Source organism: Aliiroseovarius crassostreae (genome assembly GCF_001307765.1).
GTDB lineage: Bacteria > Pseudomonadota > Alphaproteobacteria > Rhodobacterales > Rhodobacteraceae > Aliiroseovarius > Aliiroseovarius crassostreae.
Map to the genome: position 1 here is coordinate 582,468 of NZ_LKBA01000004.1, position 13,799 is coordinate 596,266.

Below are 13,799 nucleotides of genomic sequence, written 5' to 3' on the forward strand. Positions count from 1 at the left end.
TGAGGCCGGACCAGATCTTGTCCACGGTGCAGACTTTCACGTCAACAAGGGGGCGTCGGGTGGTGTCCCTGAATATCCTTCTATGACGTTAGGATATGCCCTGCCAACCCAAATGCAAAACCCAAGATTGCCCCCAGAGGTGGGGACCAGCTGTGTTTGACGGAAACTTGCGGGGCAATATCTTGAAATATCAGGTAAAGGATGCCGCCCGCCGAAAACAGCATCAATGCGCCAAGAACAGTGGGAAGATCTGCCAGGAACTGATGCCCTGTGAGAGCGGCAAGGGGGCCAAGTGGCACAAGTGCTGCAAAAAGGATCAGTCGCCTATGACGTGGCACTGAGCCGGCTGCCAGCTCGCGGTCTGCGTTGAAACCTTCCGGTAGATTCTGGGCACCAATCACGCAGGCGAGCAATGCAGCCACTTTTGGATCAGCAGTCAAAATGGCGCCGAGGGCGAGGGATTCTGGAATAAAATCCATCAGCATAGCCATGAACTGAGCTTTGGAGCCCCCCCTTCGTGCAAGGGCCATATCCGCGAGTAATGCGACCAGAGCCCCTAGTAGGAAAAGCAACAGGGCAGGCGGCCCCGGGAGGCGTGACAGGCCTTCGGGAACAAGGATCAAGGCGATTGCCGACAGAAGGGCACCAGCCCCGAAGGCCATGATCCAGTGATTGGCCTGATTGCGGATCGTGCCAGGCAGAATCTGGTCGAACCGGGCAAGCCACGCCCCAAAAGGAATGGCCGCCCCGGCAAGGGCGGCCAATGTGATTGCGTAGATGAGATCACCCATATCCTATACCTGCTTACAGATGGCGTTCCACCATCATTTTCTTGATCGACGCAATGGCCTTGGCCGGGTTCAGGCCTTTCGGGCAGGTCTTGGCGCAGTTCATGATGGTGTGGCAGCGGTAAAGCTTGAACGGATCTTCCAGATTGTCCAGACGCTCGCCGGTGGCTTCATCGCGCGAGTCGATCAGCCAGCGATAGGCGTGCAGCAGCGCGGCCGGTCCGAGGTAGCGATCACCGTTCCACCAGTAGCTCGGGCACGAGGTTGAGCAGCTGGCGCACATGACGCATTCATAGAGGCCATCGAGTTTCTTGCGGTCCTCAATCGACTGTTTCCACTCTTTTGCCGGGCGGTTGGTCTTGGTTTCCAGCCACGGCATGATCGAAGCGTGCTGCGCATAGAAATGCGTCAGATCCGGGATCAGGTCTTTCACCACCGGCATATGCGGCAGCGGATAGATCTTCACGTCGCCCTTGATCTCATCCATCCCGTAAATACAGGCCAGCGTGTTGATCCCGTCGATGTTCATCGCGCAAGACCCACAGATCCCTTCGCGGCAGGAGCGGCGGAAGGTGAGCGTCGGATCAATCTCGTTCTTGATCTTGATCAGCGCGTCCAGAACCATCGGACCGCATTCGTCCATATTGACGAAATAGCTGTCCACCCGCGGGTTTTCGCCATCATCCGGGTTCCAGCGATAGATCTGGAATTTGCGGACATTGGTGGCGCCTTCGGGCTTGGGCCAGGTTTTGCCGACGCGAACGGTCGAGTTCTTGGGGAGCTTGAATTGTACCATCTGGCGTCCTCCTTAGAACGTCCGCGCTTTGGGCGCGATTTTCTTGAGATTGATGCCGCCTTCGGCTTCGGTGGTCAGCGGATCCACAATCACGGGGCGGTAGGACAGGTCCACTTTGGTGCCGGTCTCGTCGATGCGTGAAATGGTGTGAACACGCCAGTTTTCATCGTCCCGATCCGGGAAATCCTCATGCGCGTGGGCGCCGCGGCTTTCCTTGCGGGCTTCGGCCGACACGATGGTCGAGATGGCTGACGGCATCAGGTTGGTGAGTTCCAGCGTTTCCATCAGATCCGAGTTCCAGACCAGCGAGGTATCGGTGACCTTCAGGTCGCCCATCTTGCCGGCAATCTCGGTCATCGCTTCAACGCCTTCAGCCATGGTTTTCGCGGTGCGGAAGACGGCCGCGTCGCGTTGCATGGTTTTCTGCATTTCCAGACGCAGGTCGGCGGTTGGGATCGCGCCTTTTGCATAGCGCAGGCCGTCAAACCGTTCAAAGATCTTGTCGACGGCGCCGGTGTTCAGCTCAGGATGTGCGGCGTTCTTGTCCACCACTTTACCGGCCCGGATCGCAGCCGCGCGGCCAAACACCACGAGGTCAATCAGCGAGTTGGAACCGAGGCGGTTTGCCCCGTGCACAGACGCACAGCCTGCTTCACCTGCCGCCATCAGTCCCGGCACAACAGCGGTCGGATCTTCTGCGGTCGGGTTCAGCACTTCGCCCCAATAGTTGGTCGGGATGCCGCCCATGTTGTAGTGAACGGTGGGCAGAACCGGGATCGGTTCCTTGTTCACATCCACGCCTGCAAAGATCTTGGCGCTTTCCGAAATGCCCGGCAGGCGTTCGGCCAGTGCTTCGGCGGGCAGGTGGTCGAGATGCAGGAAGATGTGATCGCCATCTTTGCCCACGCCACGGCCTTCGCGGATCTCCATGGTCATGGACCGCGACACGTAATCGCGCGGGGCGAGGTCTTTATACTGGGGCGCGTAACGCTCCATGAATCGCTCGCCTTCGCTGTTCACGAGGTAGCCGCCTTCGCCGCGTGCCCCCTCGGTGATCAGACAGCCAGAGCCGTAGATGCCGGTCGGGTGGAACTGCACAAACTCAAGGTCCTGCATCGGCAGGCCAGCACGCATCACCATGCCGCCACCGTCGCCGGTGCAGGTATGGGCCGACGTGGCCGAGAAATAGGCGCGGCCGTAACCGCCGGTCGCCAGGACCACCATCTTCGCCTTGAAGACATGGAAGGTGCCGTCATCGAGCTTCCAGCACACCACACCCTGACACTGACCATCGTCCGACATCAGCAGGTCGATGGCAAAGTATTCGATGTAAAACTCGGCGTTGTTCTTGACCGACTGGCCGTAAAGCGTGTGCAGGATCGCGTGACCGGTGCGGTCGGCAGCAGCACAGGTCCGTTGCACGGGGGGGCCTTCACCAAACTCGGTGGTGTGGCCGCCAAACGGACGTTGGTAAATCTTACCTTCTTCGGTGCGCGAGAACGGCACACCGTAATGTTCCAGCTCGTAAACCGCCTTGGGCGCTTCGCGGGCCAGATATTCCATTGCATCGGTGTCACCCAGCCAGTCAGAGCCTTTCACCGTGTCATACATGTGCCACTGCCAGTTGTCCGGGCCCATGTTGGAAAGCGATGCGGCGATGCCACCCTGTGCGGCCACAGTGTGGCTACGGGTGGGGAAAACTTTGGTCACACAAGCGGTGCGCAGGCCTTGTTCTGCCATGCCGAGGGTTGCGCGCAGACCGGCGCCACCGGCACCGACCACGACCACGTCATATTCGTGGGTTTCGTATTCGTAAGCTGCCATTGGGGTGCTCCGGTCTTAAAATGCAATGCGGCCAAGGCCATAAAGGGCCGTGGCGATGATGGTGTAGGAGATGGCGGTGCAACCGGCCACCAGCACTTTTTTGGTCACCCCGCGCGAGTAATCCTCGATCACGACCTGAATTCCGTGACGGAAATGGACCATGGCGGTGACGATGGTCATCGCGGCGATGATGGCGGGGAAGGGGCGTTGATAATAGGCAAGAGCCTCTTCATAGCCCATGCCAAGCGCGTGGCCGAAGGTCAGTGCGAAAAGGGGCATCAGCACCAGCAGGCCAAGGGCCGAAATCGCCTGGCCCCAGAAATGATCTGTTCCGGATCCGGAAGAACCTTTGCCAACGGCGCGTTTGCGGTCAGTCAGAAACTGCATGTCGGGTTCCTTCTCAGATAATCACTGCGACGAGGATCGCCAGCACAACAGAGCCACCGATCACAGCGAGGCCCATTTTCTCGGCGGTTTCGATATCAAGTCCGATACCGATATCCCAGATCAGGTGACGCAGGCCGGACAGTGCGTGGTAACACAGCGCCCAGAGCGCCATGAACATGACCAGATCGCCAATGAACGAGGTCATCAGACCGTTCACGAAATCATAATAGCCCGGCCCCATTGCGGCTGCGAAAAACCACCAGGCGACCAATACGGCGCCACCCAGAAGTGCCACGCCGGTGATGCGGGCAAAAATGGAGGAGATGGAGGTCAGCTGCGGACGGTAAATCTGCAAGTGTGGGGAAAGAGGGCGGTTGCCTCTGTTCACATCGGCCATGGCGGCCTCCTCTTGATCTGTTGCGACTTTGATGCGCTCTGGAGGTCGGGCCGCAGGGGCGTCAAATCCTAAGCGCGCGTGGTCTTGGAAAGTTTCTGCCAGACGGGGTGAACGGGTCCGGCAAAAACCCTTTGCGACAGGAATAGACCCTTTTGCGGCACAGAGTCACGTCTTGACTCGGGATAAAAATGCGTAATTTGCGCTAACAGATGCGAAAAAACACGTCTGTGATCACAAAAAAATATTTTGTGATCACGAATTGGCGTGCCGTAATTCTGATGGAAAGAGTTGGTTAATGTATGCCGTAGCACACAGGACTATGCCACCATTTTTGCGCCACCGCAGGACGGATCTGAGCCGTAACGGTGGCGCTGTTGAAGGTTGGTTCCCTCAAATTACATCGGCATCAGGGCCCAGTAATCAAGATCCAACATGACATCGGGCAGGTATTTGCCATCGTCACCTTTCAGCGCAAATGCCTCTGCGCCATGTTTGACCGCGACAAGGCGCAGGCGAATGGCCCCAACGCCCGGCACCCCGGTTTCTGCCTTGTCGAGAACCTCTGACCACGCTCGGATCGTATCGCCCGAGAAGCAGGGGTTGGCATGGGCGCCGCCATTGAGACCGACAATCATCTGCGCGTTGGCAAGCCCGTTGAAGGACAACGCACGGGCCATGGAAATCACATGCCCCCCATAGATCAGCCGCAGTCCATCCGGACGGAAGGTGGCGTCAAAATGCACTTTGGCAGTATTCTGCCACAGGCGGGTCGCCATCATGTGCTCGGCTTCCTCCACGGTGACGCCGTCCACATGATCAATTTTCTCACCGATCTCGTAGTCGCCCCAGCGATGCGGCTCACCTGCAAGGGTGAAATCGTAATCCTCAAAGGACAACCCCTCCGGGATGACAAGGTCTTCGACGCCCAGAACCTGTTTCAGCTCCGGGATCACGGTTTTCGGGGCAGGGGCTTCCAGATTGCCTTTGCGCACCATGACCCAGCGCACATATTCCAGCACGGCCTCGCCGGTCTGGTTGATGCCCACCGTGTGCACCCAGACCACGCCGGATTTGCCATTGGAGTTTTCCTTCAGGCCGATCACCTTGGACATCGAACGCAGCGTGTCGCCCGGATAAACCGGTTTCAGCCAGCGGCCTTCAGCGTAGCCCAGATTGGCCACCGCGTTCAGCGAAATATCCGGCACGGTTTTTCCAAAGACAACGTGAAAGGCAATCAGATCATCCAGCGGCGACCCTTCCAGTCCACAGGCCCCGGCAAATTCGTCCGAGGAGTAAAGCGCGTGACGGGCCGGATACAAAGCGTGGTAAAGGGCGCGTTCCCCTTCGGCCACGGTGCGGGGCACCGCGTGGGCAATCTCGTCGCCCAGTTTATAGTCTTCAAAGAAGCGGCCCGGATTGGTTTTGGCCATCTTTCATCTCCTAGATTTGAGGTCACGCCCCAAAAGGCGCAGGGCCGATCAGCCCGTGTATATATCCGATCACCGCAAGCAAGATCACCGAGGCCACAAGGAACATCGCGTCCTTGGCAATGCTGCCTTTCGGGTTCGGGGTCCAGTTGGGGTCCGCCGCATTGATCACCTTCATCTCGGCCATTGCCCAGACGGTCAAGCCGCCAAACAGCACGTAAGAGGCCGGGTCAGGGTTCACCATCATATGCGCCACCGCCCAAACGATCATGCCCGTCAGCATCGGGTGGCGCATCTTGTAGAGGATTGCGCCTTTCGACGGGCCGGGGCTCATCAGGTAAATGGCGATGAGCACGGCCAGATTGTTGATATGTTTGAAGAAGGTCGGATAGGCAAACAGGTCATAGCTTTCCCATGCCTTGTAGCCGATCACCATTACGACCACGCCCGCCAGAATGATCCCGGCGGACACAGCTTTGGCCTTCTCGCCCATGGCGGCATGGCGCCCGGGCAGGGCGCGTTTCCAGAAATGGCCGATATACCACAGGGCGAGGCCGAGGATGAGAAGGGTCATGGTGGGTCTCCGAACGTGTTGGGCCTCAGCCCTCCAGCGCCTTGATCGCCTCGGCTTTGGCAAGAATACCTTTTGCCGTCATAACATGCAGGTTTTCGACGATTTTACCATCCACAACCGCAACGCCCTGCCCCGAGGCTTCGGCCTCTTCAAAAGCGGCAATCTGGCGCTGGGCGAGGTCAATTTCCGCGTCAGAAGGCGCAAAGGCGTCGTTGGCGACAGCCAGTTGGGCCGGGTGGATCAGCGTTTTGCCATCCATGCCCATATCGCGCCCCTGGTCACATTCGGCCCGCAGACCGTCTTCGTCCTTGAAAGCGTTGTAGACGCCGTCAATGATCACAACATCATAGGCCTTGGCCGCGATCAGGCACATATGCAGCCCGCCCATCATCGGCAGGCGGTCGGCACGGAACCGGGTGTTCAACTCCTTGGCCAGATCATTGGTGCCCATGACAAACCCCTTCAGGCGCGGATGGGCTGCAATTTCGGCAGCATTCAGCATCCCCATCGGAGTTTCCATCATTGCCCAGAGATCCACGTCAGGGATCAGCGCGGCCAGGTCATCGAGCTGCGCGGCTGAGCCCACTTTCGGCATCAGGATGGCGTCGATATCCGCGCCCACCATGGCCGCCACATCCTCTTTGCCCCATTCGGTATCAAACCCGTTGATGCGAACAATCTTGGCACGGTTGCCATATCCGCCCTTGTCGAGTTCGGCGCGCAGAGTGGCGCGGGCCTCGACCTTGGCATCGGGGGCAACGGCGTCTTCGAGGTCGAAAATGATCGCATCGCAGGCCAGGCCACGCGCCTTTTCCAAAGCGCGTTCTTTCGAGCCGGGAATGTAGAGGACGGACCGGTAGGGACGGTGAGACATGATTCTGGTTCTCCGCAATATTCTTGCGCACAGCATCGCGATTGCGCAGCATTTCGCAAGGGTAGATTTGCTGCATTGCAGAATTTCTGCGCGATGCCCTGCCCGCCGGGGCCAAAGTGCGGCGCGTTAACCAGTTCTTCGGGCTTGAGGCGCAGGCTGATTGGACCCGCCGAGCGACGGGAGGGCCCGTGGTCGGCCACCGATGTCACCCAGGTGACACGGGATGCAGCTCGGCACCTGATCGGACTTGGGATCTGTATCGCCGTAACCCGGATGGCCCGGTGCAGTGCCCCTGTATGAAAGGGAAGACACATGAACCTTTTGTTGAAACAACGGATCCTGGCCTTGGCGCTGGTGTCGGGGGCGCTGCTCCTGTCGATACAGAATGCCTATGCTCAGGGGCGCAACTGTGCGCCGCGATTGGCGGTGGTGGAACGCTTGACGGAAACTTATGGCGAGACCAGGCAGTCGATCGGTCTGGCGACAAATAATACGGTGGTCGAAGTGTTTGCCTCTGCGGAAAGTGGCAGCTGGACTATTACCGTGACCAATCCGCAGGGGATCACCTGCCTGGTGGCTGCAGGTCGCAGCTTTGAGGCGCTGAACGAAGAACTGACCCCGGCCATGCTGGGGGAACCCGCCTGACGGCGGGGCTGACTGCCACCTTCAGGTCAGCCCTTCCCAGATCAGCTTGGTGCCGGTTATCAGCAGGAACGCATAGGTCAGTCGGAAAAACCACTGCTCGGGCATCAAATGGTGCAGCTTTACCCCCGCCCAGATGCCCGCGACCGCAAAGGGGGCAAGGAACAGATCGGCCTTGATCGTTTGCCATGAAAAGATGCCAAGGGCCGCATAGGGGATGAATTTCATCCCGTTGATCGCCCAAAAGACGATCACCGTGGTGGCCTGAAACCTCAGCTTGTCAAGGCGGCGCGACAGCAGGAACACCGCCGCAGGTGGTCCTCCCGCGTGGCTGATGAAGCTGGTCAGCCCCGCCAAAATGCCCCAGAACAAGCCCGGCCCCTTACTCATCGGGTGCGCCGCAGGCGGGATCCACCCCCGGCCTCGGGCAATCTGGAAGGCAACAAACCCCACCGCAATCAGTCCGATCAGCAGGCGAAACAGATCCGCATTGGCGATGGAATACAGCACCGCCCCCAATGCCACGCCGGGCAGCGCGCCGAGGATCAGCGTCTTGGCCGCATCTCCGTCCCATTTGCCCCAATAGGGTCGCAGGGCGGTCACATCCATCAACATCAACAGCGGCAGCATCAGGCCAATTGCAGCGCCTGGCTCAAGAATCAGCGCAAGCAGTGGGGTTGCCGCAAAGGCAGCACCCGAGCCAAATCCCCCCTTGGAAATGCCTGCAAACAGCACGGCCGGGATCGCGAAGGCAAAGAATGTGAAATCCAGAATTTCCGGCATAGGTTCGGTGCAAACTGCATGTTTTAAGTCGCTTTAGCGCTATCGTGTCATCTTGCTCTACGCAACCTCCAAGATATGCCGCATCGCAGCGCCCTTGCGTGAAAGCGACATTGCGACTAGGCATAGCGTCAAATTTCAATGGATGGAGATCATTCTCATGGCACGACCCAAAATTGCCCTCATCGGTTCGGGTATGATCGGTGGCACCCTGGCCCACCTCGCAGCTCTGAAAGAAATGGGCGACGTTGTCCTTTTCGACATCGCCGACGGTATCCCGCAGGGCAAGGCACTGGACATCGCGGAAAGCGGCCCGGTTGAAGGTTTTGACGCTGCCCTGTCCGGCACCACCGATTATGCCGATATTGCTGGTGCTGATGTCTGCATCGTGACCGCCGGTGTGCCGCGCAAACCGGGCATGTCGCGTGACGACCTTCTGGGGATCAACCTGAAAGTCATGAAATCGGTGGGTGAAGGCATTGCCCAGCACGCCCCGAACGCTTTTGTGATCTGCATCACCAACCCGCTGGACGCCATGGTTTGGGCGCTGCGCGAGTTCTCGGGCTTGCCGCATGAGAAAGTGGTCGGCATGGCTGGCGTTCTGGACTCGGCGCGCTTCCGTCACTTCCTGTCGGTGGAATTCGACGTGTCGATGCGTGACGTGACCGCGTTCGTTCTGGGCGGCCACGGAGACACCATGGTGCCGCTGACCCGTTACTCGACCGTTGGCGGCATCCCGCTGCCGGATCTGGTGAAAATGGGCTGGACCAGCCAAGAGAAACTGGACGCCATCGTTCAACGCACCCGTGACGGTGGCGCCGAGATCGTTGGCCTGCTGAAAACCGGTTCGGCTTACTATGCCCCGGCTGCTTCGGCGATCGAAATGGCTCAGGCTTACTTGAACGACCAGAAACGCCTGCTGCCTTGCGCGGCTTATGTTGACGGTGCTTACGGTCTTGACGGCTTCTATGTGGGCGTTCCGACCATCATCGGCGCAAATGGCATCGAGAAAGTCATCGACATCGAGCTGAACAAAGAAGAGCAAGCCATGTTCGACAAGTCGGTTGACGCGGTGAAGGGCCTTGTCTCTGCCTGTAAAGAAATCGACCCCTCGCTGGCTTAATCCAAGCCGTTGAGAGGAAAAAGAAAAGCCGGTGCATCTGCACCGGCTTTTTGCGTTTCATGGAGATCGGGGGCTGTCAGAGGTTGCGTTCTCGGATCCGCTTTGCCAGCGTTTTGGCCTCTGTTCGAAGACTGGCGTCGAACCCGCTGGTGGTGAGGTCGACCCCAAGCCCGGGGGCGATCTTGGCAATGGACGCCAAGGGATCAATCGCCATCTCAAACAGCTTGCCGCGCTTTGACAATTGTCGTGCCTGCCAGCCGTTCAGGCAAAACAGCTCATCATAAATCAGAAGCGCCTCGGCCAGGGGATCTTCCGCACCATTGATTGCCATCACATTGCATTTGCGCGCATTGTTTAACAGCATGTTCCAATGGTTGGTGCGTTCGACATATTTCAGCGATTTATAGGCCCAGTGCAGCGGCGTGATACCGTCAAAATGCAAGATCCGCAGATGCTGCGCCGTTTCGTGAGGCAGCACATCCCCCCCGCGTTTTGTCTTGGCCTTGTGGATGGCAATAAACCCGTCCCCTTTGCGCGGGGTCAGGGTCTTTCCGCTGCTATGCCCACCCATGCCGCCGGACATGAACCGGTTGCTGGCCCCATAGATGTCTCGGGCCAGATCACGATCCTTGATCGCGCCGCGCAGCATCCCTCCGAACAGGCCATAGGTCTGAGCGGGGTGGTGGACAGGCCCCCAGCACCGTTCCAGATTGGGAATTTTCAGCCAGGGTGTTTGAAAGCTGAAATCCTGCGCCATCGCGTCGTCCGGTGCCCAAAGAAATTCGTCCGCATCAATATGCAGGATCAGATCTGCTTTGCTTCTGTGCTTGGCATCGTTTGCGTTCAGCGCCTGTCGCCCGGTCTGCAGCGGCGGGACGGTGCCATTGTTCAATCTGGCCCAGTGGGTGGGATCGCAACGGGTGACCTCGACGCCATCAAGGGTCTCAAGCAGATCCGCCGCCGGGTCCTGTGGATTGTCGAAATAGAGGTGAACCTGATGTGCCCCAAGCGAGAGGTGATGACAGGCAAAGGCAAGAACCAGCGGGAGTGGTTCGCGCACGGTGGACACAACGGACCAGCTTGGACAAGGTGTTTCGGGCAAAAGGGAACTCGCAGGTAATGATCTTGCTTGCACTCTATCCAGCCCGAGGTGAGAAGCCAATTGAGAAAGGGATTCGCACCAGATTTGTGGGTTTCTTCCCAGAAGTTGCTGATTTTGGGTGATTTACGATCTTTCGGACAGAAGCAGCGACATTTTCAGGGCAATATGCGGCATCTCCAATTTGTGATCACAGGTTTTGGGGGTGTGATCACAAATGAGAAAAAAATACCGAAAAAACCCATTTCCCCGTCAAAAATCGTTTCTTTACATGTTCTGTTGTGCATTCTGACCGGGAACACACTGGACCAACTGGATAGGATGATTTCATGAACATTCATGAATACCAGGCGAAGGCCCTTCTGAAATCCTACGGTGCCCCCGTTTCCGAGGGTCGCGCCGTATTGAAAGCAGAAGATGCCAAGACCGCCGCAGGTGAACTCGATGGCCCGCTTTGGGTGGTCAAAGCCCAAATTCACGCAGGTGGCCGCGGCAAAGGTTCCTTCAAGGAAGCTGACGCTGGCGAAAAAGGCGGTGTGCGCCTGACCAAATCGGTGGAAGAAGCCGCCGAAGAAGCCAAGAAGATGCTGGGCCGCACCCTTGTGACCCACCAGACCGGCCCGGCCGGCAAGCAAGTCAACCGCATCTATATCGAAGCCGGTTCCGGCATCGAGCGTGAACTGTATCTCGCTCTGCTGGTCGACCGTCAGACCTCGCGCATTTCGTTCGTCTGCTCGACCGAAGGCGGCATGGACATTGAAGAGGTGGCTGCGGCGACCCCGGAAAAGATCCTGTCCTTCTCGGTGGATCCGGCAACCGGTTACCAAGGCTTCCACGGCCGCCGCATCGCGTTTGCGCTGGGCCTTGAAGGCGCTCAGATCAAGCAGTGCGTGAAACTGATGGGTCAGCTCTACAAAGCTTTCGTTGAGAAAGACATGGAGATGCTGGAGATCAACCCGCTGATCGTGGCCGAAGGCGGCGACCTCAAGGTGCTCGACGCCAAGGTTGGCTTTGACGGCAACGCTGTCTATCGCCACCCGGATATTGCCGAGCTGCGCGACACCACCGAAGAAGACCCGAAAGAGCTGGAAGCGTCGAAATACGACCTGAACTACATCGCTCTGGACGGTGAGATCGGCTGCATGGTGAACGGCGCTGGCCTGGCAATGGCCACCATGGACATCATCAAGCTCTACGGTGCTGAACCGGCCAACTTCCTGGACGTAGGTGGCGGCGCCACCAAAGAGAAAGTGACCGAAGCCTTCAAGATCATCACCTCGGATCCCAACGTCAAAGGCATCCTCGTGAACATCTTCGGCGGCATCATGCGCTGTGACGTCATCGCCGAAGGCGTGGTAGCAGCCGTGAAAGAAGTGGGCCTGCAGGTTCCGCTGGTCGTGCGTCTGGAAGGCACCAACGTGGAAGCCGGGAAAGAGATCATCAACAACTCAGACGTTGACGTGATCGCAGCCGACAACCTGTCGGACGGCGCAGAGAAAATCGTGAAAGCGGTGAAGGGCTAGATCGAATGATGTCGTACAAGTACTTGTGTGCAGGTGTGGCCTTCGCCCTGGCCGGCTGCTCAGGGGCGGTTGTCTCTCCGAGCCACAACAGCTCGGCTGTTAAGAGATTTCCAGTCCCGGAAGAGGCGCGCAATATGACCGTCGAGCAGTATCAGGCTTTCATGTCTGGTGAACCGGTAGTGGATGGAGCAAATGAAAGTGCTGCTGCGCCAGTCCAACCCGCTGAGTCTTCATCGCGCGCGCCAAGTTCCGTGGTCTCTACCTTCATGCAAACCTGCAACGCCCAACTGGGAAATCCTTCTGGGATTGTTCAGGCTGCGCAACAGATAGGGTTTTCCGGCGGTTTGGGGTCATCAGATGCCCAGGTGTCCGAGATCATTGGTGGGCAATTGCTGTTCAACCCTGCGCTTGATCAGACCGTACAGGTCAATGTTGCCACTTCTAATGCGTTTGAGTGCGCGGTCACGACCTCGGACGTGGCTGATCCCTTGGCATTGAAGGCCGAGTTTTATGAGGCGGTCGGCGTTAAGGGCAATCGCAACATGGTGAATGCTTCGATCAATGGCAAAGCCTACACTTACAAATTCGACACACGTGGCGGTGAAGCGCTCGTGGTGTTTAGCAACTAACAAGGAGACTACCACATGGCAGTCCTCATTGACGAAAATACCAAGGTCATCTGTCAGGGCTTCACCGGCTCGCAGGGTACCTTCCACTCGGAACAGGCGATTGCCTATGGCACCAAAATGGTCGGCGGTGTGACGCCGGGCAAAGGTGGCATGGAGCATCTGAACCTGCCCGTTTTCAACTCGGTCCACGAGGCGAAAGCCAAGACCGAAGCCAACGCATCGGTGATCTATGTGCCGCCGCCCTTCGCGGCCGACTCGATCCTCGAAGCGATTGATGCGGAGATGGAGCTGATTGTCTGCATCACCGAAGGCATTCCGGTTCTGGACATGATGGGCGTGCAGCGCGCGCTTGAAGGGTCTAAATCGCGCCTCATTGGCCCGAACTGCCCCGGCGTGATCACGCCTGATGCGTGCAAAATCGGCATCATGCCCGGCCACATCCACAAACGTGGCTCGGTTGGCGTTGTATCGCGCTCCGGCACCCTGACCTATGAGGCTGTGAAACAGACCTCTGACATTGGTCTGGGCCAGTCGACCGCAGTTGGTATCGGTGGTGACCCCATCAAGGGCACCGAGCATATCGACGTGCTGGACATGTTCCTGGATGATCCGGAAACCCAATCGATCATCATGATCGGTGAAATCGGTGGCTCGGCAGAAGAAGAAGCTGCTGAATTCCTGGCCGAACAGAAGAAAAAAGGCCGCTGGAAGCCGGTTGCAGGCTTTATTGCTGGCCGCACCGCCCCTCCGGGCCGTCGCATGGGCCATGCCGGTGCGATTGTTGCCGGCGGCAAAGGTGGCGCCGAAGACAAGATCGAAGCCATGCGTGCGGCTGGCATTGTGGTGGCCGACAGCCCGGCAACGCTGGGCGAGGCCGTTCTGGAAGCCATTGGCAAATAAACATTTAAAACGCAGGCGTCCGGTATGGTCCGGGCG

At 58.3% G+C, this 13,799-nt stretch carries 15 protein-coding genes; 5 read left to right on the forward strand and 10 right to left on the reverse strand.

What is annotated here, in order from left to right:
* Positions 1-80: 80 nt before the first annotated feature.
* The 8 genes from AKJ29_RS05035 to AKJ29_RS05070 all read right to left on the reverse strand — a co-directional run bounded on the left by AKJ29_RS05035 (position 81) and on the right by AKJ29_RS05070 (position 7,067).
* Positions 81-791, reverse strand: a complete 711-nt coding sequence (locus AKJ29_RS05035; RefSeq protein ID WP_055188504.1) for a ZIP family metal transporter — start codon at positions 789-791, stop codon at positions 81-83.
* A 13-nt stretch (positions 792-804) separates the two neighbouring features.
* On the reverse strand, positions 805-1,584 hold the full coding sequence (locus tag AKJ29_RS05040) for a succinate dehydrogenase iron-sulfur subunit (protein WP_055188506.1): 780 nt from the start codon (positions 1,582-1,584) through the stop codon (positions 805-807).
* Positions 1,585-1,596: 12 nt separating this feature from the next.
* Positions 1,597-3,408 carry a succinate dehydrogenase flavoprotein subunit gene (gene sdhA, locus AKJ29_RS05045; protein ID WP_055188508.1) on the reverse strand — a complete coding sequence of 604 codons (1,812 nt, stop codon included), beginning with the start codon at positions 3,406-3,408 and terminating at the stop codon, positions 1,597-1,599.
* A gap of 15 nt (positions 3,409-3,423) precedes the next feature.
* Positions 3,424-3,795, reverse strand: coding sequence for a succinate dehydrogenase, hydrophobic membrane anchor protein (sdhD, locus tag AKJ29_RS05050; protein WP_055188510.1), 372 nt, complete (start codon positions 3,793-3,795; stop codon positions 3,424-3,426).
* A 13-nt stretch (positions 3,796-3,808) separates the two neighbouring features.
* Entirely contained in the window at positions 3,809-4,192 is a 384-nt protein-coding gene (sdhC, locus tag AKJ29_RS05055; protein ID WP_055188513.1) for a succinate dehydrogenase, cytochrome b556 subunit, read from the reverse strand.
* 395 nt (positions 4,193-4,587) lie between these two features.
* Complete coding sequence (locus AKJ29_RS05060; protein WP_055188515.1) at positions 4,588-5,622, reverse strand: MaoC family dehydratase; 1,035 nt, start codon at positions 5,620-5,622, stop codon at positions 4,588-4,590.
* Positions 5,623-5,644: 22 nt separating this feature from the next.
* Entirely contained in the window at positions 5,645-6,193 is a 549-nt protein-coding gene (locus AKJ29_RS05065) for an NnrU family protein (RefSeq protein ID WP_055188517.1), read from the reverse strand.
* A 25-nt stretch (positions 6,194-6,218) separates the two neighbouring features.
* On the reverse strand, positions 6,219-7,067 hold the full coding sequence (locus AKJ29_RS05070; RefSeq protein ID WP_055188519.1) for an HpcH/HpaI aldolase/citrate lyase family protein: 849 nt from the start codon (positions 7,065-7,067) through the stop codon (positions 6,219-6,221).
* Positions 7,068-7,379: 312 nt separating this feature from the next.
* On the opposite strand from AKJ29_RS05070, the gene AKJ29_RS05075 reads away from it, so the two are divergent.
* Entirely contained in the window at positions 7,380-7,712 is a 333-nt protein-coding gene (locus tag AKJ29_RS05075; protein ID WP_139231300.1) for a hypothetical protein, read from the forward strand.
* Between the two features lie 21 nt (positions 7,713-7,733).
* Here AKJ29_RS05075 and AKJ29_RS05080 read toward each other — a convergent pair whose 3' ends face one another.
* Complete coding sequence (locus AKJ29_RS05080; RefSeq protein ID WP_055188521.1) at positions 7,734-8,492, reverse strand: sulfite exporter TauE/SafE family protein; 759 nt, start codon at positions 8,490-8,492, stop codon at positions 7,734-7,736.
* Positions 8,493-8,649: 157 nt separating this feature from the next.
* Here AKJ29_RS05080 and mdh point away from each other — a divergent pair, with 157 nt between their 5' ends.
* Positions 8,650-9,612 carry a malate dehydrogenase gene (gene mdh, locus AKJ29_RS05085; RefSeq protein ID WP_055189046.1) on the forward strand — a complete coding sequence of 321 codons (963 nt, stop codon included), beginning with the start codon at positions 8,650-8,652 and terminating at the stop codon, positions 9,610-9,612.
* Positions 9,613-9,688: 76 nt separating this feature from the next.
* Here mdh and AKJ29_RS05090 read toward each other — a convergent pair whose 3' ends face one another.
* Entirely contained in the window at positions 9,689-10,672 is a 984-nt protein-coding gene (locus tag AKJ29_RS05090) for a glycosyltransferase family 2 protein (RefSeq protein ID WP_161805374.1), read from the reverse strand.
* Between the two features lie 368 nt (positions 10,673-11,040).
* Here AKJ29_RS05090 and sucC point away from each other — a divergent pair, with 368 nt between their 5' ends.
* The 3 genes from sucC to sucD are packed head-to-tail and all read left to right on the forward strand — an operon-like array spanning position 11,041 to position 13,763.
* Complete coding sequence (gene sucC, locus AKJ29_RS05100; protein ID WP_055188526.1) at positions 11,041-12,234, forward strand: ADP-forming succinate--CoA ligase subunit beta; 1,194 nt, start codon at positions 11,041-11,043, stop codon at positions 12,232-12,234.
* 5 nt (positions 12,235-12,239) lie between these two features.
* Positions 12,240-12,863, forward strand: coding sequence for a hypothetical protein (locus AKJ29_RS19180; RefSeq protein ID WP_074963589.1), 624 nt, complete (start codon positions 12,240-12,242; stop codon positions 12,861-12,863).
* Positions 12,864-12,878: 15 nt separating this feature from the next.
* Positions 12,879-13,763 (forward strand): succinate--CoA ligase subunit alpha, encoded by an 885-nt coding sequence (gene sucD, locus AKJ29_RS05110; protein WP_055188529.1) that lies wholly within the window; start codon positions 12,879-12,881, stop codon positions 13,761-13,763.
* The last annotated feature ends 36 nt before the right edge of the window (positions 13,764-13,799 follow it).